This window comes from Shimia sp. R10_1, from assembly GCF_017744095.1.
Classification (GTDB): Bacteria; Pseudomonadota; Alphaproteobacteria; order Rhodobacterales; family Rhodobacteraceae; genus Shimia.
In genome coordinates, this window is sequence record NZ_JAGHQX010000011.1 from 61,243 (window position 1) to 83,847 (window position 22,605).

A 22,605-nucleotide genomic window follows, 5' to 3' on the forward strand; every position below is an offset into this window, starting at 1 on the left:
GCATTTAATATAGTCTGAGTTGGCACTGACCTTGCTACAAGCATCTTATCCACTCTTCCAGGGATGCTTGGGGCCAATGTTTGTTTTTTAAGGGTGATGTAATCGCCGTCTCACCCGTAAAAACTCCAACCAAAGTTCGAAAGGTTATCATGCCAACCGTTGCCGTAAGGCAGGGTTTTGATTTTCACCCAGAGTTTATTGCACAAATCTCTCAATGGACTATCAAAATCGGCACAACCCCGGCTTTAATCGTACCCGCATTTTCCGGTTCGTCCGACATTAACTGAAAATGTGATCCTCACGCACAACCAAGTGCTGAGATTTGGAAATCTTCCCGACTGCCCGTTCTGACACGACCGAACATGCTATTGGCGCGCATCTGCACGTCATGCCACTACACAATCGTACGACCCTGGGAAAGTTCCATCGGGACTTTGAAAGGCTTTGCCTGAGATCATGGACAGCCTCTTGGACCTCGAGAAAGGTTTCGCGCCAGAGGTTCCTTAGCAATTGCCGCCGACCACACTAAGGCGCACGCGGGCCGCGAGGGACCAACTGCGAGCCGTTGGAGTGTTTGAAAACCGTCACCGCGAGCAAAGTCACGCCGAAGAGGCGGCGTAAAGCGTTCATCTAAGGATTAGGATCGATTGGTTTCGGAGGAATGACGTGTTTCACTGTTCGCAAACTGAGCGACGAACATATCTGATCTCCTCTGGTCGACCGACGCGCAGATGGCGCGCCTTTAGCCCTTCTTCCCGAAGCCCCACGGCAAGCCACGCGTTGATGATCGGCGGTTGCTGATCGGCATTGTCTTCATCAATCGCAATGGCTTGCGTTGGCAAAATGACCCAGCAACCTGTGGCCCGCATAAGACGCTCTGCAACCACTAGAAACGCCTCCTCTCACACATTCTGCGAATGTGTCGCAGGGCACCGGGAGCGAGAAAGGCAACTTCGCCCGGATGATGGTCGGTCTGTCTGCGGACCACACCCACTGCCGCACTAGACGAGATACACATCTTTTCAGAAAAATTCCCCCAACAGAAAAGCACAACCTTTTCGCGAACCAATCAATTGTTTACACATGTTCCTTACGCATTCTCTAGACCAAAGACTTAGAGGTAACGCGCATGACACGAGGCCTACTCGTTTCCCTGAATGACAAAGGTGTGCTTGCCACAGGGAACCAGGTTTCCACGACATTGGCCGACTTTGACTCCATCGGGATCATTCATGGCGGCGACGGCACCGTAAACTGGAATTTCATCATCAACGCGGGTGATAGCGAGATCACCAACCAATCGGCTTTGGTCGACTACCATATCGGCAGCGACGGAAACATCTATGCGGTGAGCAACTTCTTCAGCATGGTGCATGAAATCACGCATGCGTCGGTTCAATACGGTCCTCCACACGCTATAGACGGGACAACAGGTTCTGATCAGATCGACACGTCGTATGTCGACGCTCATGGCGATCAGACTGACAGCGCAACCAGCACTTTTCTTAACGATCAGGATGTGGTCCTTGCAGGAGAAGGCGCAGACACTGTTTTGTCTGGCGATGGTGCAGACACCGTCTACGGCGATGGTGGCGATGACTCCATCCAATCAGGCGCAGGAGATGACTCCGTTCTAGGCGGTTCAGGAGCAGATACCCTTGTGGGTGGCGCGGGCAACGATGCCCTAGAAGGCGGCACGGGCAACGACAAACTTATTGGAGATGGGTCTGCTGAGCTCGTTCAGAATGGCGGCTTTACCAATATAGATGGGGCAAGCGACCCAGCCGGATGGGGCGTCAGTGAAACCAATGCCAGCCAAGTAGAGGTCGTGGGTGGCCAGCTTCGCTTTCACGCTGACGGCACTCCGAACGGTGGACAGGTGTTTCAAACCATTTCAGGCATACCGGCAGGCGAAGCAGTCACAATCAGTTTTGACAAATACGACATCGGTCATTCCGACAACGGCTATGGCTTTGTGCGCCTGACTGTCTCTGACGGAAGCACCACGCTCATTGATCAGATGGTGCTTTCGACGGGTGCGCACTGCTTCAGCTTCGTGTCCACCGGAGTTGACTATAAGATCACCCTTCAAGACGCCTCCATTGGTAACTTTGACACTAAGGATATGGCCATCGACAATCTAAGCGTGTCTGTGGGGGCCGCGCCCGGGAATGACACGCTGGATGGTGGCACCGGCGACGATCACATAGACGGCGGTGGGGGCGCAGACCTCCTCATTGGCGGCGACGGCAGAGACACCCTAAACGGCGGCGATGGCAACGACATCATCAACACCTTCGGTGGCAACGCAGGTATTGAAACCGGAGGAGATCGCGCCTTCAACGCCGACACGGTTGACGCCGGCGCAGGCGATGATGTCATCTATGGCGGTTTTGGCGTCGGTGAAAGCATCGATGGGGGCACAGGCAATGACACCTTTAGCCTGCAAAACCTAGGGCCCAGCTCCGCGACAAATGTTGATCTTCAGGCGGGTAGCTACACACTCAAGACAGGTGGACATGGCACACTCGACGGCATCGAAAATGTCAGCGGTACTTTTGGCAATGATACAATCGCCGGCGACAGCGCAGACAATAGCTTACACGGGGGCGGTGCGAATGGCGACGGGAATGACAAGCTCGACGGACGCGGCGGTAACGATAAGCTGACAGGGGGCGTTGGGAGCGACACGCTGACGGGAGGTGTTGGCAATGACACACTCAGCGGTGGCTCAGGATCGGACACTTTCGTCCTTCAGGATGGTTCTGGCCATGATGTGATTGTTGATTTTGACACCGTCGATGACGACGGCGATAGCCTCACCAACGATCAGCTTGACGTCTCGCAGATGTCAGATCAGCTCGGGGAGCCAATAAAAGCCAAAAGCGTTACAGTCACAGACGACGGCAATGGCAATGCCAAGCTCACATTTGCCAACGGCGAAACGGTGATCCTGCGAGGGGTTGCCCCCTCGCAAGTGGATAGTGTGGCCGAAAAAATCTCTATTGGCATTCCATGTTTCACCAAAGGCACCCGCATTAGAACATTGCGTGGAGAGGTGCCAATTGAAACACTGCGCGTGGGGGATCTGGTCATGACAAGGGACCATGGCGCACAGCCTATCAAATGGATTGGTTCGACGCATCTGGATGCCACGCAACTGGCGCGACATCCCAACCTTCGCCCCATTCGACTGCCCGCGGGCTATATGGGCAATCACAGCCCGCTTTTTGTTTCACCGCAACACTGCTTGGTGATGAAGGGCACAAACGGTAAGGCAAGCGAAGTGTTTGTGCGTGCGCGTCATCTCGCCTTGGCAAAGGGGCCAGCGCGCGTCGCCCAAGGGCGCCGCAAAGAGACCTACTACCACATGCTGTTCGCACAGCAGGAAGTGGTCTACAGCAATGGTGCGCTAAGTGAGAGCTTCTATCCCGGGCCGCTGGCCAGAGCGATGCTGTCGGCGCAAAGCTTGGCAGAACTTCAACGCGCAATCCCAGCGCTCTGCGACCACCCTGTGGAGCTCAGCTACGGCCCGAGAGCGCGACAGCTCATATCCAAAAAAGACCTCTTTGCGTACCTCAAAAGCGCAGCAGTCAAACGCGAACCGCGCAAACGGGGCACCTTGCTCGTCAATGCAGCCTAAGCACCATACCAATGAGCATTTCGAACATGGTTCGAATTCCGGCGCTATCACCGTTTCTAAACCCAGCGGCGAATGATTTCGGCCTCAGACGCGCTTAGACTGGCGCACTTACTGAAATAGACTTGTCACAAAGTCCCCAAATAGCTCGGTTTTCTTAGCGGATCTGGCCTCTGGTGGATAAACAAACCAAATCGGCGCATCTGGCCTCCAAAGAGAACCCGGCGCCACCTCTACCAAGCGACCGTCAGCCAACTCATCTTTTATTGCCAAACGAGATTTCACCGCCAATCCGATCCCCCCTACGACAGCATCGGTTAACGTGTCTGAGTTTGATACCAAGACACTCGCGCGCACAGTTGCGTCCCGACGGCGCTTCTTTGCATCCGAAAATGCAATCCGCGTCTGCCAGGGTAAACATGCCCACGGCAGATCGACTATCTCGGAAATGTTCTTAGGAGTGCTGTGTCGCGTCAGAAACGATGGTGCCGCGCAGATGATGCGATCATTGTCCGATAGCTTTTTCGCGACCAATGCGCTGTCAGTCAGTTGGCCGACACGAATGGCACAGTCCATACCTTCTGCAGACAATGAAACAAAGCGATCGACCGCAAGAAACTCAAACGTCACTTTCGGGTGCTCGCGTTGCAACCCTGGAAGCCCTGACAAAACAAAGCGAGACAAAATCCAAGGGGACATCGTCACCCGCAGGTGACCTGTCAGTTGTGCAGAACGGCTTCCAGCGTCGCGCTCAGCTTGTGCCAAATCTGCCAATATTGACCGGGTGCGATCAAAGAAAACCTGCCCTTCATCAGTCAGCTTCATTGTACGGCTGTTGCGATGGAACAATGTCAGCTTGAGCGCACGTTCCAGCTTTGACAATCTGTGGCTTGCGGTGGCCGGGGATACCGCCACGCGAATAGCACCAGCTGTAACCCCCTGTGCTTCTGCAATAGCCACGAATGTTCTCAGATCTTCGATGGAATACATTCGAATTTCTTAAATGATGGTTTCGTGTTTTGCCCCATTCATATAACAGGCCCGATTGATTTACTCCATGGCCAGGCAATGGAGGAGAAATCATGAAACATTTATTGGGCGCAGCCAGTCTGATGGTAATTTTTACCACACCTGTGGTCGCAGAAAGTCTCGAGACCTATCTGGAGTTTCCCAAACACACCCCTCCGGGCAATTTGGCGATTGGACCAGATGGTCGGATGTTCATGTCAGTTCACGAATTTTATGGGCCTGAACTGCGTGTTGTAGAGGTGATGCCTGATGGATCAACCAAAGCTTACCCCACTGAGGACTGGGCGCGCGCACCCACCGATGACGGTGATGGTTTGCGTGGTGTCTTGGGCTTGCGCGCCGATCGTGAGGGGATTTTATGGATGCTCGACGGCCAAGGCGAAGGTCAAACCGGCCGGGTTGTTGGCTGGAACACAAATACAGAAGAACTGCATGCGATCTACTATGTAGGTCAGCCTGCTGCGCGTCCGTTCTCTTTCCTCAATGACCTCGCTGTGGATCGCGAACATGAGGCAATCTACATCTCAGATACAGCAAACCATGTGGAGTCCGCGATCATCGTAATTGATCTCAAAACAGGTCGCGCTCGGCGTGTTCTGGAAGGCAGCAAGTTTACCAAAGCCGAAGACACACCGATGATCATCGACGGCAAAGAAGTTCTATTGGGCGGCAATCCCGCCAAGATCGGCATCAACCCGATCTCTGTGGATCCAACAAACACGTGGGTGTATTTCGCCCCCATGACGGGGAGCGCGATGTATCGCATTCGGACGACAGACCTGCTGAACGAAACACTCAGCGATCCCGATCTCGAAGCGCGCGTTCAGCGCTATGGCGACAAGGTGATCTCGGATGGCTCAACCGTTGACGCTGCCGGGAATGTTTACATCACTGCGATGACCGACAACGCCATTGGCGTGACCAAGCCCGATGGCACTTATGAAGTGCTGTTTCAGTCCGACGAAGACCTGCCCTGGCCTGACGGTTTCTCAATGGGAGGGGATGGCTACGTTTATGCCACCATAAACGAACTGCACCGCTCACCAGTGCTAAATGGCGGCGAGGATGCCTCAATTGGCACCTATCGCATTGTGCGCTTTCCAGCTCTAGGCGCAGCGGTTAACGGGAGATAGATACGCAACATGTATCGCCAGGCTGTTGACCAGATTGCGAATTGCATCAAGGCGACACGCTCATAACCCACAGTGAAATGGCACTTGGATGAGGTGGTATTGTGATCGGCGGCGTGAAACACTGGCTTTGGTGCGCCGTGGGTAGAAACGGAGAAACCAGTGCGAATACGTTGAAAGGCACGGGCTGCGCAGTGATCGTGCTGCCTTTCCCAAGTTTGCTTAGAACATCGATCCTGCGCTGCGACAGCATCTTTCAAACTTCTCGCAGACTCAGATTGAAGCGAACACAAAGCCACCCCGTACGCACGATGATCTGAGGTAAACCGGCGGCGCTTGCACGTGATCGACAATTGCTTCGTTGGCGCTGGCATTTCAGAAGCTATGGAAAATCACCCAGGCAATACCGCCGGTCATTTTGTCGTGGATCCTCAAAGCGATGAAAGGAGCGGACGCCGCTCCTTTCAACTTTGATTTAGGCGAGTGTATCGAAACCGAGAGCGCTCAGTTGCGCCATCAACTCGCTTGCGTCATCCAGTATTGGGTTGTTTGGACTGGCCGCAAAATTATCGCGTGTCAGGTCTTCGGCCTGCAATCCGCTGAGCGTTGTGATGTTTCCACCGTTGTTTAAAACTTCGATTTCCAATGCACCATCTACCTCTCTAATTGCGACCTGATCGTCGTTTAGAGAATTAAAATCGAACATGTCGTCGGAAGGGTCAAAGCCTTCTATCGTGGTTGTTGCCCCCCAATTCCAATCGATTTCGATAGTGTCAGCACCGGAGCCCAGAACTGTGTCCGAGCCAGTGGACGTTCCAGAAGACCCCGTGTCGGAACCGCTGTCTGGAGAGGTGTTGTCACCAGATCCATCTGTGTCCGTGCTGCCCTGATTGTTGCTGCTTCCGGTCATATCGCCTTCACGCGTTTGGTAGCCATCGGTTGTGGCACCGGCTGGCGCTGCTGGGGTCAACAGAACTGTCCGATCCACCAGCGTCACATCATTCTGATCAAAACCAAATGGTGTCTCCAGATTGTCTTCCATCACCTGATCGAAGTGGAATTCCACCAGCCCCGGGATCAGATCCGCTTTGCTTACACCGGTAAAGGTAAAACTCTGACCACTGGGCAGGGACGAGATAACCAAACCAGCGTCGCTGTCCTCTACGCTGAGCCGCTCACGTGTGCCAAAGTAGAGAAAGCTAATCTTCATGGATGCGGGATCGAAGTTTTCGATGGTTTCCGCACGACCATATTCATGGCTGCGAATGTAGATTGTGTCGGCTTCTCGCGGGCCTATATTTTGCTCCCAAGAGATCACGCCCCCCATGTCCTGACGGAAGTGTTCGTTGCCAACGATGCCGAAGCTGTCGATAGACACGTCCTGATACGTCACGCCTTGCACAATTTGCGCAGCATCAGACCATGGGCTGTCGATGACGATTTCGCCGGCAAGAGATTTGGTCACAATCATCCCATGTACCGAAGTGCCCCCAAAGTCGAGTTGATCCACAGAGGGGTCAAAATCGGTGATATCGTCAGCGTTGCTATCAGCGCGGAAAACGCGCCCACCTGCATCAGTGCCGCCAGTGACTTCAGCGGGGTTTGAGCCATCCGCATCATAACTCAGTGTATAGCCTTCTGTGCCCTCGGGTATCGAAATATCTGTCCCTAGCACGCTGGCAATTTCATTGAGGACTGTTTGATTGTCAGCTGAGAAATTGGCGATCGACAGCTCTTCAAGACCAAACCCGGTCAATACAGTTTGCGTAGTGATACCTCCTTGGGTGATGGCCACGCGCACGGTTTGTCCCAATGCATCACCGGATTCCTCGAAGATTTCAAAGTCCGCCGCCGCGACATTCGCTGATATCTCGATCACATCTCCCATTCGCGGCATGAAGCCATCAATGATCTGTGCCGCAGTGTCATAGCCGATGGTAACGTGCATATGTGTATGACCACTGTGACCACCATCGCCTCCGTCGCTGTCTCCTGCCCCATCGCCATGACCTCCGCCATGATGTCCATCGTCACCTCCGCCGATGAGTGACGCCAATTCATCGCGTGCGGTGGCGTCAAGTGCGTGGATGTTGGCTGCACTCAGCATGCTCAACGTAACACCCTGTAGAGTCAGTGTTTGGTTGTTTGACGGAATAGAGATCACCACAGAGCCGCTTTCCTGCGTCACGTCCAGCGCATCTGCGCCGATCCAGTCGAAGAAGATTGTATCGCTTTGTGGATCAAAATCGCTGACGATCACGTTGGAGCCATAGGCCCATGTAACAACCACGTCAGCATTGGATTTGGTGATTTCTGGATTGTCAAAATCGGCACCGGATCCGCTGGGCGTCGGAGTTTGGGGATCATCACCATTGCCTTCTTGGCCAGAGCTGCCACCATCGCTATCGCCCGACCCATCACTTGATCCATCAGACCCATCGCCCGAAGAGTTGTCTGATCCGCCACTGTTGTCGTCTACTCCGTCCGTTGAGCCATCATTTGAGTTGCCATCGCTGGCCCCCACCAAGCTCAGGATTTCAGTGGCCGCCGTGGCATCCAGAATGGTGAAATTGGCACTCGTCAGTTCAGACAAAGTCACCCCAACAAGGGTGAGCGACTGTTGGTTTGATGGTACAGAGAAAACGACGGAACCGTTCGTCTCTGTGATCTCTAGATCGGCGGCAGAAATCCAATCGACAAAGATCGTGCCTGTCGCAGGATCAAAGTCTGAGATCTGCGTATCCGCACCGTAAGACCAAGTGAGAACGACATCGGCGCTGTCTTTGTCCACGCCCGCTGTGCCTGTGCCGGTCGCAGCGCTATCGCCACCATCGCCGCCTGATCCGGTGTCATTACCCGTGGATCCGTCTGGTGCGCCGAGCCCTTCGTCGCCTGTCTTGCGATCCTCAAAGAAGGCGATCATGTCTTCGACGGATGCCGAGTCAAATCCACCGAATTGGTCAATGTATTGCAAGATAGATGTGCCATATTCATCAGTGGACACAGCGCCGCTTTGCAGCAGATTGAGTGTGCCGTAGGCCCCGCGCAAATGTGCCGCCGCTAATATGCCAGTCAGGGTTAATTCCACTGTGACTGTGCTGCCGCTTCCATCGGTATATGTTGTCGTCTGACCGATAAAATCGTCCAAACTCTGGCCTGCGTTTTCCAGCCCATTCTGGATGATTTGCAGGTTAAGGCCAAAGGCTTCCTGAATGGCGACAGTTTGCGCGTCTTTGGTCATGAAATCTTCCAGCGAGTTTACCCCATTCTTGCCAGTCCAATTTCCATCCCAAGTGTTGGTTGACGCCCCATTTCCATAAATTTGATCATCGTCGTAATATCCAAGATCAATCAACAGTGCTTCGCCGAACTGAAATCCGACAAAGCCGAGAGAGTTGGTGGAGCGATAGGCCATGGCTTCCCATTCACTTTCGCTCAGATCGCCCCAGCTGCTGTACTCTGGGAAAAATTCTGTCACAGGGCCTCCCGCCCAGGTGTCGAGCTGCCAGTCCTGAATAACACCGGCTTCATATCGATCTCTGTCCCAACCAGATTCGAACGCCAGTAACGCAGATAAGAAGCCGTCGAAGGTTCCGTTTGACATAGATTACGTGTCCTTGTTCATGAGTGTTTTTGCGACGATTTAAGGTCGTGCCAGAAACAAACTGAAACACGGATTGATTGTTTTTGTTCTGCCAATCTTTTTAAGATTTCCGCCATCAGCGGATTATCGCAAGTCTTTGCTTTTGATGAGCAAAACTCTGTCTTGTTTCGGAGTATTGCCTGTTCTGCGCCGATAAGATTGTGTAAAACTGCTTTGATCTGAGAACCCACTCATATGTGCGATTTCGGCCAATGAAAGGTTCGGATCACTCAGGAATGCGCGCGCCAGTTTGATCTGTGTCTCTGACACCAGATTTCTAAAACTCTGGCCCTCCGTGTGCAGACGCCGGTTGAGGGTCCGTTCAGACATTCCCAGTTTGCGCGAAAGGTCAGAGAGCTTAGGCCGCTCGACCGCCATGCCGTGCAGGAGGTGACGTTCTATCAATTCCGTGAGCGTGGGAGGGGCCTCTACATTTTGGCTGAGCAATACCTCGCCATAACTCGTCAGGTGCCTGAGCAGTTGTGCATCCGCGCCGCGAATGGGCGTTTCCAAAACCGAGCTTGGGAAACGTATGTAGTTTTCTTTTGCGCCAAGAGTCACAGGGCAGGCATAGATTTTTGACAGTTCGACCTGACCTGAGCGACGCGGATTGGCCAAGCCGATCTTTGTCACCAGATCTGCTTTGTGTGTTGCGGCGCGAAACGCACCCAGCATCGCAGCCAGCGCAAATTCAACCAGATGTGTTTCGAGCAGAAGCGTTGCGCCAACACCATCAATGATGAGATCAATATGGTCCGTCGTCTGGCGCAGTTCGATACGCGCTTTGGGGCGCGTCACCGGGGTGAAGTGCTGTACATGGTGGATTGCTTGCAACAACGTGTTTGAGTTGAACAAAATATAGGTCAGCAATGACGTGTTGCGCGGGTCAATGGCCATGCCCAATTCAGCGCCCGCCCAAGGGGTGCCGAGACGCTCTGCCAAGATTTTTAGAATTACGGCTTCTGATCCCCGCGGAATGGGTTCGCCGCTTTCTGTCAAATGATCTTCACGCAGCCTTGCCGCGGCCAGAGCATCTTGTCGATAATCCTGTAAGTGCGGCAGGTCTAGAATAGACCGCACCCAGTGATTGGGGATGACGTCGGCTGGATCAATATCTGCCATAAAGACCTGGTTCCCAATATAAGGCCGCAAAAGGCATCTTGAGGCTGGCGTACTGTGCGCAGCTGGTGGCCAATACTGACTGTTGTTTGCATCAAACGTCTGAATTTGGCCAGTCTTCACAGTGATTTTTGGCGAACATGCGAGCGATGTTTCAGATCGAGAAGAACGGAATCCCCTCCCAATGCCGCTCATGGACAGCATGAAGCCATGCTGTCGCAGAATTGCCGGATAGCCGAGACCCGTGATCCGCGTGATGTTTGCAGCTCTCAGTTTAATGATCTGAAAGCGATAGCCACCTTCAGCGCTAAGATCGCTGAGACCCGCTTAATGCTATTGCTGACCCCTCATAAGGACACGCCGAGAATGCAGGTCCACGATCGCGGCAAGACACACCCATCCCTGACGCGCCCACATGTAGTTGATGTCGCCCAACCATTCTTGGTTTGGCCACCGAACGACCGTTAAGGTTACAACATCTGGCAAAACTCTACTTCTAAACCATCGGTCAGATTGCACAGCCTCACGCACTTTCTCGTTCTGGGCAAACAGCTGGGCAATGCCGTTTACCGCAAACTCAAAGGCCTCTCTCAAGCGACCTATCTCGTCGTTTCCATGAGGCGCTGGTAAAGTCGTTCTTTGGTGATCTTCGCAAACGCCTCGCAAATCTGAGATTGCGGACGATGGCGTGGAAACAACATCTGGTACGCGTAGCTGACCGATGGTTCAAACGGGCGTGAAACAACAAGGTTCAAGCGCGTGAGATAATGCGCCGTGATCGGATCAATGATGGAAATTCCGGAGCCGCTCGCAACCAAATGCCCTGCAGCAAAAGACAACTGCGTCTCCGCTTGCAGTCTACGTTCGACATTTGCCGCCTTAAAAATGGCATCGATCTGTTGGCGAATGGCATAGTTCAACCCCAGTGATATGAACGACTCCCCCTCCATGTCCCTAGGTGTAAGAGCCTCGCGCTCCGTAAGCCGGTGACCAATTGGCAAAACCGCAACCATCGGCACTTCGCACAAAGTTTCGGATGCCACCGCCGGATGGGATACACTGCGTTCCGCAAATCCAAGTTCGAATTGCTGAGAGGCAATGCATTGCAGAACTTTCTGAGAGCTATGGATCTGCAAAGCGACGGAAATATCCGGGCGATCCACGCAAAACTCAGAGATCACATCAGGCAGGAACTCAAGCGCCAGAGCAGGCAAACCAGCAATATGCAAGGCCCCTCGCCGGAAGGTGCCGATTTCGCGCGCAGCTTCGGCGATGGTCGCCAGGCCAATGAACGAGCGATCCACCTCTTCAAAGAGCGCAACAGCCTCTGAGGTTGGCGTCAGACGTTTCTTCTGACGGATAAAAAGCGGGTAGCCAATTTGATGCTCCAGATCAGAAAGCAGACGGCTTGCCGCAGGCTGAGTGATATGAATGCGCCGGGCAGCCTCTGTGACGCTGCTTGTTTCCATCATGGCGCGAAAGGCCTCAAGCTGACGATGGTTGAGTTTCACGATACCTTCCATAGTTCATAATATTTTGGCATGAATAGCATGAATATTTGAATTTGAAATATGTTATTTATCCTCGCTACAAGGGACACAATCAAAACGCCTAGGGAGGACCAAATGCGTTCCACACTCATTGCGGCAAGTGCGCTGGCCATTTCGGCTGGGCTGGCACATGCGGAAGATAAAACCCTGTATCTCGCGGCTTACGGTGGCTCAACCGAGACGCTGTTCAAGGAAGTTATCATCCCCGCCTGGCAGGAAAAGTCCGGTGCCAAGGTGGTTTATGTACCCGGCAACTCCACCGATACGCTGGCAAAACTGCGCGCGCAGGAAGGCGCTCAGGAAATCGACATCGCTTTCATCGATGATGGCCCGATGACGCAGGCGATCAACTTCGGGTACTGCGACACCGTAGACGAAGCGACTTTTGGCGATCTCTATGACGCATCCCGCATGCCCGACAACAAAGCGGTTGGTGTTGGCATCGTGGCAACAGGCCTGGCCTATAACGCAGAGATGTTTGAAAAAAATGGCTGGGAGGCTCCAACCTCTTGGGCAGATCTGGCGGACCCAAAATATAAAGGCAAAGTTGCCATTCCGCCGATTACAAACGGCTATGGCCTGCACGCGCTGATCATGGCGGCCAAGCTGAATGGCGGTGGGGAAACCGACATCGAACCTGGCTTTGAGATGTTCCAGGACAAGATCGACGACAACGTATTGGTCTATGAGCCTTCTTCCGGCAAAATGTCCGAACTGTTTCAAAACGGTGAGATTGCCATGTCTGTCTGGGGATCTGGACGTCTGAAATCGTTGGCCGATACCGGTTTCCCGGGCGCGTTTGCCTACCCGAAAGAGGGCGCAGTCAACCTGTTGATCGCAGCCTGCCCTGTGGTGGATTCCGATGTGCCAAAGCTGTCTCAGGACTTCCTGAAGTTCATCACCTCCGCTGAAATGCAGAAATATTTTGCAACCGAAAAAGGCTGGGGTCCAGTGAACAAGAATGTTGCACTGACAGAAGAGCAGATTGGTGCTCTGCCTGTGGGCCCGGATCGTGTCGACACGCTGGTGAACATTGACTACACCGTGGTCAACGAACAGCGCGGCGCGTGGACCCAGAAATGGACCCGTCAAATCGAGCGTTGAACGCTTCTCATGTCATGAAATGCAAAGACGCGGGGCTGAAAACCCGCGTCTTTCTTAGCCTCTAGGGACCGCGTGGATGTCTTTCCTCAGCCTCAAGAACCTCAACAAACAATTTGGCGATTTCACCGCCGTGCGCGATATGACACTGTCCATCGAAAAGGGGGAATTCGTGTCACTGCTCGGCCCCTCAGGCTGTGGCAAGACCACAACCTTGCAGATGATTGCCGGTTTGCTGGAACCCACATCCGGTCAGATCCTTCTGGATGGCCGCGATATTTCACATACGCCCCCCAACAAACGCGGGCTCGGCATTGTGTTTCAGTCCTATGCGCTGTTCCCGCATATGTCAGCTCTGGACAATGTCGCCTTTGGTTTGGAAATGCGCGGCGTCGGTAAAGCGGAACGGCAGGATCGCGCCCGCAAGGCGCTTGAGCAAGTCAAACTGGGCCAGTTCATGCATCGCTTTCCCAAGGAAATGTCCGGTGGTCAACGCCAGAGGGTTGCGTTGGCACGTGCGCTGGTGATCGAACCGCCTGTGCTGTTGCTTGATGAGCCACTTTCCAATCTGGACGCCAAGCTGCGTGAGGACATGCGCTTGGAACTGCGTCTATTGCAGCAGGAAATTGGTGTCACCACCATTTTGGTCACCCATGATCAGGAAGAGGCACTTTCGATGTCTGACCGCATCGTAGTGATGAAAGAAGGCGAGATGGAGCAGATCGCAGCGCCGCTAGATCTCTATGAACGCCCGGTCAGCCCATTTGTGTCCGACTTTGTGGGCAAAACCAATCTGTTCAATGCTGAAATCATTGATGCAGATCACGTCAAGGTTGCCGAACACATCCTGCTGCTGCCCGGCCATGGCATGGTAACGGGCGCCTCAATGCAGCTCTCAATCCGGCCTGAAAAATTTGCGCTCAGCCCTCAAGGTGATGGCGATGAAGTGCAGGTCGAAGCGGCAATTTTCCACGGTGCTAACTGGCTTTATCGTGTACGCGGCGCCATGGGCGAGTTGTTTGTCACCCAGCCCAACACAGGTGCGCCAGGCTTTGCGCGCGGACAAACCGCTCGACTGACCTGGCCGGATGGCGCGCTGTCTATGTTTGCGGAGGCCTCATAATGGCAAGCTCTGCCAACAAAGCCGCATGGGCCATGACGGCCCCCGGCGTGATCTTCTTTGCCGCCCTGCTTGGCGCGCCGATGATCATGACCTTTCTGCTGAGCCTGCATGCCTATGATTTCAACGCAGGTGTGCTACCGGATTGGACATTGGCGAATTATGCGGACGTGCTGGGCGACAGCTACTTTCACAAGATCTTCCTGCGAACCTTTGGTTTGGCTGCTCTGGTCACAGTGATCTGTGTTCTGATCGGTGCACCAGAAGCCTATGTTCTGTCACGCCTGCAAAATCCATGGAAATCCATATTCCTGCTCGTGGTGCTGGGGCCGCTGCTGATCTCAGTCGTTGTGCGCACGCTGGGCTGGGCGCTGTTCTTTGGTGGCAATGGCATTCTAACCATGGTGGCCCAAGGGCTGGGCTTCAGCGATGAGCCTGTCAGCCTGATGTTCACCTTCACCGGCATGACCATCGCGCTGGTACATGTTCTGGTGCCGTTCATGGTGATTTCTGTCTGGGCATCGCTGCAAAAGATTGATCCGCAATCTGAGGACGCGGCTTGGACCCTTGGGGCCTCTAAGTTGACCGTGCTGCGTCGGATCACCCTGCCGCAGGCCATGCCCGGTATTCTGTCTGGGTCGATCATTGTTTTCGCCCTGACCGCCAGCGCTTTTGCCACACCAGCCATCATCGGTGGCCGCCGGATGAAAGTTGTGGCCACAGCAGCCTATGACGAATACCTCAGCACTTTGAACTGGCCTTTGGGCGCCACCATTGCGGTACTGTTGCTGGTGGCAAATGTGGTGATCATCGTCAGCTATAACAAATTGGTGGAACGCCGTTTCGCCAAGGTCTTTGAGTGAGGAGCACACGACATGCAACGTCTTGGCCCTATTGCCCTGATCTTTCACGCGCTGTTTGTCGCGTTCATCATGGCCCCCCTGTTGATGGTGATTGCCGTGTCTTTCACCGACAAAGGCTACCTGTCCCTGCCCACTGACGGTCTGTCGCTGCGCTGGTTCTATGCAATCCTAGATAACCCTGACTTCATTTCGGCCTTTTGGGTCTCTGTCTGGTTGGGTCTGTTGTCAGCCAGCATTGCAGTTGCCATGGCCGTGCCCGCAGCACTGGCCATGGCACGCCGCAAATTTCCGGGTCGTGATGCGATTTCGGCCTTTCTACTTTCACCGCTGATGATCCCGCATCTGGTGCTGGGCGTGGCCTTTCTGCAGTTTTACTCAAAGATCGGTATGGGCGGTAGCTTTGCCGGGCTGACCGCGGCTCATGTGGTGCTGGTTATGCCCTATGCGCTGCGGCTGGCACTGGCTTCGGCCACCGGCTTGCCGCAGGATGCCGAGCAGGCGGCGATGACACTGGGTGCGTCAAAGTTCACGGTGTTTCGGCGCATCACTCTGCCGTTGATCCTGCCCGGCGTGGCAGGCGGCTGGATCCTGTCCTTTATCACCAGCTTTGACGAACTCACCATGAGCGTCTTTGTAGCCTCTCCCGCGACGCAAACCCTGCCGGTGCGTATGTATCACCACATCGCGCAGACGATTGACCCGCTGATTGCCTCGGTCTCCACCGTGCTGATCGTGCTGACCTTCCTGCTGATGCTGGTTCTGGATCGTCTCTACGGGCTCGACAAAATCTTTGTGGGCAAAGGATAAACCATGACAACGCTAGTGATTGGCGGCGGCGTTGTTGGAATGTCGGTTGCCTATGGGCTTCTGAAACAGGGCGCCCGTGTCACTGTCATTGATGGCAGCGACACGGATGCGCGGGCCTCGCGCGGGAACTTTGGATTGGTCTGGATTCAGGGCAAAGGCGCGAAGGCCCCGCATTACGCGGCATGGTCGCGCAGCTCCGCCAAACTGTGGCAGGGATTTGCGCAGGATCTCAAAGCGGTCACGGGCATTGATATCTCCTTCAGCCAAATCGGTGGGGTGGAGTATTTCACCAATGCAGATGAGTTGCAGCAGGATGCCGCTGATCTGCAAGGCTTGCGCGACCACTTCAAGGGCGACTATCCGTTTGAAGTACTGGAACACAGCCGCCTCAAGCAGCTTGTGCCAGAAATCGGCCCCAAAGTAGTCGGCGGCATTCACTCTCCCATGGACGGACATGTGAACCCTTTGCTTCTGTTGCGCGCCTTGTCAGCGGCGGTGCAACACATGGGCGGCCGGCTGCAGACAGGGGCCAAAGTCACGGAAATCGCGGGAGCTGATCGAGCCTACACTGTCACCCTCGAGACCGGGGATCGCATCGAAGGGGAGGCTTTGGTGCTCGCAGCTGGGCTTGGCTCTGCGGATTATGGCGCAGACTTGGGGTTTGAAGCCCCTGTGCGCCCACAACAGGGGCAGGTTCTGATCACAGAGAAGCTGCCTTTCTTCCTGAAATACCCCTCAGGCCGGATCCGGCAGGTGAACGAGGGAGGTGTTCAAATAGGGGCGTCAAAGGCAGAGACCGGTGCAGACACCACCGACCTGCCCACGCTCCAGGAGTTGGCGCGCTACGCGGTAGATGTTTTTCCTATGCTGGAGCATGTGCAATTGGTGCGCAGCTGGGCCGCCTTAAGGGTTATGTCGCCAGATGGGCTGCCTATCTACCAACGTTCCGCCAAATACGCAGGTGCGCATTTTGTGACCTGTCACAGTGGCATCACGCTCGCTGCAGCGCACGCAGGGCTGTTGCCGGACTGGATTCAGGATCGCAATACTGCCCCCGATCTTTCTTTGTTCAGTGAAAGCAGATTCAGTGTTTGATCCCCTTGAGCCAGAGAGCACAGATCAAGTGCAATTCCACTTCGAAGACCGCAGGCTTTCTGCGCCGCGCGGTGCCACTGTGGCGTCGGCCCTGTTGGGTGCAGGCATCACGGCCTTTCGCGAAACACCTGTTTCTGGCGCGGCGCGGGGACCCTTTTGTCTGATGGGGGCGTGCTATGATTGCCTTGTCTCGATCAACGGCGTCACGGTGCAGGCCTGTATGACACCGATTGAGGAGGGTTTGCAGGTTTGCCGCGTGCGTCCCCGTCTGACAGAAAACGAGGACAAAGCATGACGGTCGCATTTGACATTGCCATTCTGGGGGCGGGCCCCGCCGGAATGGCTGCAGCCGCGCGGGCCACGCAGCTGGGGGCGTCGGTTGTGGTTTTGGACGAACAGGCCAGCCCGGGCGGTCAGATCTATCGCAATGTGGATCAGGCCAGCGCAGCGCAACACCGTATTCTCGGCCCAGACTACAGCCACGGACACAGCCTAACGCAAGCCTTGCGGAAAAGTGGCGCCGTCCACTGCGCTGGCGCGACCGTCTGGGATGTGAGCCGTGATGGGCTTGTGACCTACTCAAAAGGTGGCCAGCCCGCACAGATCCGCGCAAAGCATCTGATACTGGCCACAGGCGCAACCGAACGCCCTATGCCGTTGCCCGGCTGGACTCTCCCGGGCGCAATGACCGCCGGCGCCGCACAAATTCTGTTGAAATCCGGCGCTCTTGTGGCACGCGACCCGGTGCTGATCGGTTCGGGCCCGCTGCTCTATCTGCTGGCAGCACAGATGATCACAGCCGGACGCAAGCCACGCGCCATGATCGAAACCCAAAGCCGCAGTGACATGTGGGCCGCCCGCCATGATTTGCCCGGCGCGCTGCGCGGCTGGCGTTATTTGGCAAAGGGCGCAGGCCTTTTGACAAAAATCATGGCAGCAGGCATCCCTCGCTATACCGCCGCGCGCGAGATAGCACTTGAAGGCGCGGATACCTTGACGTCTGTACGGTTTACGTCTCACGGCAAACCCCATGAGATCGCGACCAAAACCGCGCTACTGCATCATGGCGTGGTGCCCAATACACAGATCAGTCGCGCCCTGAGATTAGAACATGCCTACGACCAGTCACAGCGATGTTTTGTGCCGCAGGTTGATGGGCTCTGTCTCTCTTCAGAGCCAAATATCAGTATCGCCGGAGATGGCGCCGGCATTGGGGGGGCGAAAGTGGCGGCGCTCTCCGGTGAGATTGCCGCTTTTGGCGCCGCATCCCGGTTGGGATTAATCACACCGCAAACGCAACAGGCAGGTGTGGCACCGCTGCAGCGGAAGCGGCAACACGAACTGCACGCGCGCCCGTTTCTGGACCGCGCCTATCCACCTGCGACACAAAGCCTGTCACCAGCGGACACCACACTCATTTGTCGCTGCGAAGAAGTCACCGCCGGAGACATCCGCCGCTTTGCCAAGCTGGGCTGCAAAGGACCAAATCAGGCCAAGGCCTTTGGCCGCGCAGGGATGGGCCCTTGTCAGGGGCGGTTTTGCGGTTTGACCGTAACGGAGCTTTTGGCTCAGGAAACCGGACAAAGCCAGGATGACACTGGCGCGTTACGTATTCGCGCGCCCCTCAAACCCGTAACATTGGGAGAGTTGGCAGCGTATGACGCCAACAGCCAAGAGACTTAAAAGGACAATGTCATGATCGAACGCCTGCATACCGGCCAACGGATGAGTAAGATCGTCAAGCATAACGGCACCGTCTATCTGTGCGGTCAGGTCGGCAATGCCGACGACAGCGTGGCGGAGCAAACCGCCGAATGCCTACGCCGGGTCGATACGCTTTTGGCAGAAGCGGGATCCTCGCGTGCGCAAATTCTACAAGCCATCGTCTGGGTTGCAGACATGTCAGATTTTGCCGAGATGAACGCTGTCTGGGACGCATGGGTGCCAGAGGGTCACGCCCCTGCCCGCGCCTGCGGCGAAGCCAAGCTGGCGCGTCCTGAGCTGAAGGTAGAAGTGATCATCACCGCAGCCTACGACTGACTGCGCATTCTGCTGTGAAAGAGATTGCCAGAGCAATTTTCATGCTGATGATTGCTTGGCAAATGGACTTCAAATTCGCCAAAGCATTGGGTGTGGTGATAATGGGACCGGGCACAGCCGCACTCACATGCCTCGTGGCATTGTCGAGCACTTCTCTCAGAAGGCTCACTTTGCAAGCCTCAGGCTCAGTCACCACCATCGCATCTGCCTTTCCTGCGTTGCAAATTATTGGTGGAACGCTGATCGTTTTGTTCAGCTTGGGTCTGCTGGGTATACGATTATAGAGGCGCCCTCCGGCACGCAGAATAGCCATTCCACGGAGCACTTTCTTGGCTTAAGGTTTTGTCGCTGCGTTTGGCCTATCAGCCCCAAGGCTGATACGCTTCGAAGGTGAGCAGTGGCTCTGTCGCTTAGCAACAATTATGGCAATTTCCGATATGCAACGTCAGATAACTATGTGCAGCCCTTGCGCACCCTCTGACTTCGCTCCAATTGCTTCCACAGCGCTTCCACGCGAGAGATGGCAGCGTGAACAGGTGTTTCAATGCACGGCATAACTTACTGGTCTAGTGTGTAATTCCTGGTTGCGGGAGCACGCAACCGCCGATACCGAACCCTACTGCGCTGTAGCGTCTAAACACTTTCGTCACTTACGGCCTTAAGAAAAAGTACGAGGACTAGTATCTGAACCCAATTCATGGATTTCTTGAATGTGGTCTAGACATCTGATTCACTGGCTCAAGAAGGTGGTGGTTATGGCAAGATTTGATCTGAGCAACGAAGAATGTTCGATCATCGAGCCGGGTCATCCTTAGCAGGGCCGTGGACGTGTCACGCTTTCGTGCCGCTCAAATTGATCACTTATGCAGCCTTTGTTTCGAAGGCCAAGGGGCTTTTCCAGCCGAGTGCTGAATGCCTCCGTCGTGGATTGTAGAAACCATTGATGTATTCAAAGATGGCGATCTCAGCGTCGCTACGTGTGCGTCAGAAGCGTTGCCACAACAACTCAGCCTTCATCGTCTTGAAGAAGGTTTCTTCCGCTGCGTTGTCGTAGCAACTGCCAGTGCCACTCATTGATGCCTGGAACCCATGCTGGCGCAGGATTTTCTGGTAGTCGCGCGAGCAGTATTGGCTGCCGCGATCGGTATGGTGAATGCAACCCTTCATGCTCGGCGAAGGGTAACTCCGGTCCGCATTGCAGACCCTACGCGATGACTGCGGCAATGGCCGTTAAGCGCAACAAACCGGACTTGTGCACATGCGGGTATTGCTGACGCAGCATCCTTTTGCGGTTGCGGCAGGCCGACCGCTGCCCCGCAGCGAAGGTCACCGAACCGGACGTTCCTCTCGAACGTAAGCTCACTGTTGCACCCTAGGCCATTCGTTCGGGCCCCTGCGCCGCATGGCTCCATTGCCGGGGCGACTGGCCGTACATCCGTTTGAACTCCCGGCTGAACTGAGACGAGCTTTGATAGCCTACGTCCCATGCCGCTTCCGACACGGTCTTTCCTTCGGCAATCTTCATGGCGGCGTTGTTCAGCCGCATAGATTTCACGAACTGTATTGGAGACATTGTCGTGGCTTCTTTGAAACGCCGATGGAAGACCGCCCGGCTCATGCCGACGTGGTCGGCCATATCGTCGATGGTGACCTGTTCATTCAAGTGGTTTGAGACGTAGTCGATGGTGCGCGCGATTTCGTTGCCGACGCCAAAGGCTCGTCTTGCGGAGGCCCCGGCCTCGCCCATAAGCACCGCGTAACACAACTCGCGCATTCGCCCCTGCCCGAGCACCTCCAGATCAACCGGATTGTCGAGCAGATCGAGAAGCCGCAGCAGTGCCTGCGTGAAACCACTATCCCAGGACGCCAATGCCAAAGCCGATGGCGCGCCATCCCGCAATTGTTTGTTGCCACCAGCGGCGGCCTCGATCTCCATGGTGAGCTCGCGCATCATCCGTGGCTCCAGCGTAATCACCACGCCGAGCAGAGGATCGTCCTTGGACGCCAATGGCGTGCCCGCCTCCACCGGTAACGTCATGGGGCACAGCAGGTATTTGTCGCTGCCATAGACGTGGTGCTCACCCTCCAGAACAGCTTCCTTGCTGCCACTAAGAATAGCCACCACCGTGGGCTCGTAGACAGCAGGCACGCAGGGCATGGCCTCGGTCACCCGGAAAAGCTGGACGCCTTTCAACGCGGTATCGACGAGGCCTGCCCTTGGCAGACGTCGCTCGATAAGGTCTTTGATCTGGTCTTTGTTCATGCACCCTAGCTGGCAGAGGACTTTCATCTTTGCAATGGGGCTGAGACGATTGGGCAAGTAATCGAGAGTATATCGCCTGTTTCCGTGCTCAGTCAGGTTCTATCTGTGCATTCAAGCAACAACACCTTAAACCGCCAGCTTGGGCTGGCAGGAGACAGAAAATGGCAGATACGACATTCGACCCCAAAGGCTGGACACCCGAGCGCCTCGACGACCAGTCAGGCAAGACCTACATCATCACTGGCGCCAACGCTGGCGCAGGCTTTCAAGCCGCGCGCATTCTTCTGAAGAAGAACGCCAAGGTGGTGATGCTGAACCGCTCGGCCGAGAAATCCGAGGCGGCAATCGCGGGCCTGAGACAGGAATTCGACGCGAAAGCCGACGTGAGCTTCGTCCGCACGGACCTATCGGTTTTGGACAGCGTGCGCGAGGCTGCCGAAGAAGTTCTGAAGACGGTGCCTCGGATCGACGCGCTTATCAACAACGCGGCCATCGCGCAGGTGCCGACGCGCAAGCTGACCGTCGACGGGTTCGAAAGCCAGCTTGGCACCAACCATTACGGACATTTTCTGCTCAATGGTCTGCTCTTTGACCGCATCGCGGAAAGCAAAGGCCGGATCGTGGTCGTCGCCAGCCTCGGCTACAACATGGGTCTCAAGACCATCAAGTTCGACGACATGAACTGGGATGAGGGCTACGGAGCGAACACCGCCTATTCGCAGAGCAAGCTGGCGCAGATGATGTTTGCTTACGAGCTGCAGGACCGGCTGGCCGCTGCAGGGCGCGGAGAAGTCGAGGTCTTCGTCTGTCATCCCGGCTCATCAGCCACATCGCTGATAACCACCAGCGGCAGCCGCACGATGCGGTTCATCTGGTGGCTGATGACCAAGACGCCGATGGTACAGACTGCGGAACAGGGCTCATACCCAGAGGTCATGTGCGCGACAGAAGAGGCCCTGACCGAGCAACGGGCGCTCTACGGCCCGACGGGCCGAATGGAAGCGGTCGGCCCAGTCGGCAAGGGCACACTGAACGCTCACGCCCATGACAAAGCTGTCATGACACGGCTTTGGGAGGAGTCTGAAAAAGCTGTTGGGTTTGAGTGGAAACTCTGACCACTTGATTGAAGTCAGCTTCCAGCGCACCAGTTCAGAGAGCGGACATTGGTTCGCTGTGCAGCATATGGGAGGTTTGGGCTCTCTTGA

At 55.2% G+C, this 22,605-nt stretch carries 17 protein-coding genes and 3 pseudogenes; 13 read left to right on the forward strand and 7 right to left on the reverse strand.

Features of this window, described 5'->3' with window-relative positions; translation table 11 throughout:
* Window positions 1-698 precede the first annotated feature (698 nt).
* Window positions 699-988, forward strand: a pseudogene (locus J7413_RS17990) (transposase); the annotation flags it as partial.
* Window positions 989-1,129: 141 nt separating this feature from the next.
* Window positions 1,130-3,643: a Hint domain-containing protein gene (locus tag J7413_RS20685; RefSeq protein ID WP_280636609.1), complete on the forward strand. Its 2,514-nt coding sequence runs from the start codon at window positions 1,130-1,132 to the stop codon at window positions 3,641-3,643.
* Between the two features lie 108 nt (window positions 3,644-3,751).
* Here the strand turns inward: J7413_RS20685 and J7413_RS18015 are convergent, their stop codons facing one another.
* Window positions 3,752-4,630 carry a LysR family transcriptional regulator gene (locus tag J7413_RS18015; RefSeq protein ID WP_209100751.1) on the reverse strand — a complete coding sequence of 293 codons (879 nt, stop codon included), beginning with the start codon at window positions 4,628-4,630 and terminating at the stop codon, window positions 3,752-3,754.
* A gap of 92 nt (window positions 4,631-4,722) precedes the next feature.
* Between J7413_RS18015 and J7413_RS18020 the strand changes: the two genes are divergently transcribed.
* Window positions 4,723-5,802 (forward strand): L-dopachrome tautomerase-related protein, encoded by a 1,080-nt coding sequence (locus tag J7413_RS18020; protein ID WP_209100752.1) that lies wholly within the window; start codon window positions 4,723-4,725, stop codon window positions 5,800-5,802.
* 472 nt (window positions 5,803-6,274) lie between these two features.
* On the opposite strand, the gene J7413_RS18025 is transcribed toward J7413_RS18020, so the two are convergent.
* From J7413_RS18025 to J7413_RS18035, 4 genes and pseudogenes are all read right to left on the reverse strand, one after another.
* Window positions 6,275-9,403 carry a hypothetical protein gene (locus J7413_RS18025; RefSeq protein ID WP_209100754.1) on the reverse strand — a complete coding sequence of 1,043 codons (3,129 nt, stop codon included), beginning with the start codon at window positions 9,401-9,403 and terminating at the stop codon, window positions 6,275-6,277.
* Window positions 9,404-9,526: 123 nt separating this feature from the next.
* Entirely contained in the window at window positions 9,527-10,564 is a 1,038-nt protein-coding gene (locus J7413_RS18030; protein ID WP_209100756.1) for an AraC family transcriptional regulator, read from the reverse strand.
* Window positions 10,565-10,912: 348 nt separating this feature from the next.
* A pseudogene (locus J7413_RS20765) lies at window positions 10,913-11,011 on the reverse strand (IS3 family transposase); the annotation flags it as partial.
* Window positions 11,012-11,160: 149 nt separating this feature from the next.
* Window positions 11,161-12,072 (reverse strand): LysR substrate-binding domain-containing protein, encoded by a 912-nt coding sequence (locus J7413_RS18035; protein WP_209100758.1) that lies wholly within the window; start codon window positions 12,070-12,072, stop codon window positions 11,161-11,163.
* 114 nt (window positions 12,073-12,186) lie between these two features.
* On the opposite strand from J7413_RS18035, the gene J7413_RS18040 reads away from it, so the two are divergent.
* The 9 genes from J7413_RS18040 to J7413_RS18080 all read left to right on the forward strand — a co-directional run bounded on the left by J7413_RS18040 (window position 12,187) and on the right by J7413_RS18080 (window position 19,421).
* Entirely contained in the window at window positions 12,187-13,215 is a 1,029-nt protein-coding gene (locus tag J7413_RS18040) for an ABC transporter substrate-binding protein (RefSeq protein WP_209100761.1), read from the forward strand.
* 76 nt (window positions 13,216-13,291) lie between these two features.
* Complete coding sequence (locus J7413_RS18045) at window positions 13,292-14,335, forward strand: ABC transporter ATP-binding protein (RefSeq protein WP_209100763.1); 1,044 nt, start codon at window positions 13,292-13,294, stop codon at window positions 14,333-14,335.
* Window positions 14,335-15,195, forward strand: coding sequence for an ABC transporter permease (locus J7413_RS18050; protein WP_209100765.1), 861 nt, complete (start codon window positions 14,335-14,337; stop codon window positions 15,193-15,195). The genes J7413_RS18045 and J7413_RS18050 overlap by 1 nt, the downstream gene beginning before the upstream one ends.
* Window positions 15,196-15,207: 12 nt before the next feature.
* A complete protein-coding gene (locus J7413_RS18055; protein WP_209100767.1) occupies window positions 15,208-16,002 on the forward strand; it encodes an ABC transporter permease in 795 nt (264 codons plus the stop codon).
* Window positions 16,003-16,005: 3 nt separating this feature from the next.
* Window positions 16,006-17,097 (forward strand): FAD-dependent oxidoreductase, encoded by a 1,092-nt coding sequence (locus tag J7413_RS18060; protein ID WP_209100770.1) that lies wholly within the window; start codon window positions 16,006-16,008, stop codon window positions 17,095-17,097.
* Window positions 17,090-17,392 (forward strand): (2Fe-2S)-binding protein, encoded by a 303-nt coding sequence (locus J7413_RS18065; RefSeq protein WP_209100772.1) that lies wholly within the window; start codon window positions 17,090-17,092, stop codon window positions 17,390-17,392. Before J7413_RS18060 ends, J7413_RS18065 begins: the two co-directional genes overlap by 8 nt.
* The gene (locus J7413_RS18070; protein WP_209100774.1) at window positions 17,389-18,780 is read left to right on the forward strand and encodes an NAD(P)/FAD-dependent oxidoreductase; all 1,392 of its coding nucleotides are present in this window, start codon (window positions 17,389-17,391) and stop codon (window positions 18,778-18,780) included. Before J7413_RS18065 ends, J7413_RS18070 begins: the two co-directional genes overlap by 4 nt.
* Before the next feature lie 12 nt (window positions 18,781-18,792).
* Entirely contained in the window at window positions 18,793-19,137 is a 345-nt protein-coding gene (locus J7413_RS18075) for a RidA family protein (protein ID WP_209100776.1), read from the forward strand.
* Window positions 19,138-19,178: 41 nt separating this feature from the next.
* Entirely contained in the window at window positions 19,179-19,421 is a 243-nt protein-coding gene (locus J7413_RS18080) for a hypothetical protein (protein ID WP_209100778.1), read from the forward strand.
* A 577-nt stretch (window positions 19,422-19,998) separates the two neighbouring features.
* On the opposite strand, the pseudogene J7413_RS18085 reads toward J7413_RS18080, so the two are convergent.
* Both J7413_RS18085 and J7413_RS18090 read right to left on the reverse strand, forming a co-directional pair.
* A pseudogene (locus tag J7413_RS18085) lies at window positions 19,999-20,301 on the reverse strand (integrase core domain-containing protein); the annotation flags it as partial.
* Between the two features lie 208 nt (window positions 20,302-20,509).
* Window positions 20,510-21,400 carry an AraC family transcriptional regulator gene (locus tag J7413_RS18090; RefSeq protein ID WP_209100780.1) on the reverse strand — a complete coding sequence of 297 codons (891 nt, stop codon included), beginning with the start codon at window positions 21,398-21,400 and terminating at the stop codon, window positions 20,510-20,512.
* Between the two features lie 161 nt (window positions 21,401-21,561).
* On the opposite strand from J7413_RS18090, the gene J7413_RS18095 reads away from it, so the two are divergent.
* Window positions 21,562-22,515 (forward strand): SDR family oxidoreductase, encoded by a 954-nt coding sequence (locus J7413_RS18095; RefSeq protein ID WP_209100782.1) that lies wholly within the window; start codon window positions 21,562-21,564, stop codon window positions 22,513-22,515.
* The last annotated feature ends 90 nt before the right edge of the window (window positions 22,516-22,605 follow it).

Coding starts and splice junctions, on each gene's coding strand:
- J7413_RS18075 (WP_209100776.1), top strand. CDS start 18,793: ATGATCGAACGCCTGCATACCGGCCAACGGATGAGTAAGATCGTCAAG.
- J7413_RS18070 (WP_209100774.1), top strand. CDS start 17,389: ATGACGGTCGCATTTGACATTGCCATTCTGGGGGCGGGCCCCGCCGGA.
- J7413_RS18030 (WP_209100756.1), bottom strand. CDS start 10,564: ATGGCAGATATTGATCCAGCCGACGTCATCCCCAATCACTGGGTGCGG.
- J7413_RS18050 (WP_209100765.1), top strand. CDS start 14,335: ATGGCAAGCTCTGCCAACAAAGCCGCATGGGCCATGACGGCCCCCGGC.
- J7413_RS20685 (WP_280636609.1), top strand. CDS start 1,130: ATGACACGAGGCCTACTCGTTTCCCTGAATGACAAAGGTGTGCTTGCC.
- J7413_RS18025 (WP_209100754.1), bottom strand. CDS start 9,403: ATGTCAAACGGAACCTTCGACGGCTTCTTATCTGCGTTACTGGCGTTC.
- J7413_RS18015 (WP_209100751.1), bottom strand. CDS start 4,630: ATGTATTCCATCGAAGATCTGAGAACATTCGTGGCTATTGCAGAAGCA.
- J7413_RS18090 (WP_209100780.1), bottom strand. CDS start 21,400: ATGAACAAAGACCAGATCAAAGACCTTATCGAGCGACGTCTGCCAAGG.
- J7413_RS18080 (WP_209100778.1), top strand. CDS start 19,179: ATGCTGATGATTGCTTGGCAAATGGACTTCAAATTCGCCAAAGCATTG.
- J7413_RS18020 (WP_209100752.1), top strand. CDS start 4,723: ATGAAACATTTATTGGGCGCAGCCAGTCTGATGGTAATTTTTACCACA.
- J7413_RS18040 (WP_209100761.1), top strand. CDS start 12,187: ATGCGTTCCACACTCATTGCGGCAAGTGCGCTGGCCATTTCGGCTGGG.
- J7413_RS18055 (WP_209100767.1), top strand. CDS start 15,208: ATGCAACGTCTTGGCCCTATTGCCCTGATCTTTCACGCGCTGTTTGTC.
- J7413_RS18060 (WP_209100770.1), top strand. CDS start 16,006: ATGACAACGCTAGTGATTGGCGGCGGCGTTGTTGGAATGTCGGTTGCC.
- J7413_RS18045 (WP_209100763.1), top strand. CDS start 13,292: ATGTCTTTCCTCAGCCTCAAGAACCTCAACAAACAATTTGGCGATTTC.
- J7413_RS18095 (WP_209100782.1), top strand. CDS start 21,562: ATGGCAGATACGACATTCGACCCCAAAGGCTGGACACCCGAGCGCCTC.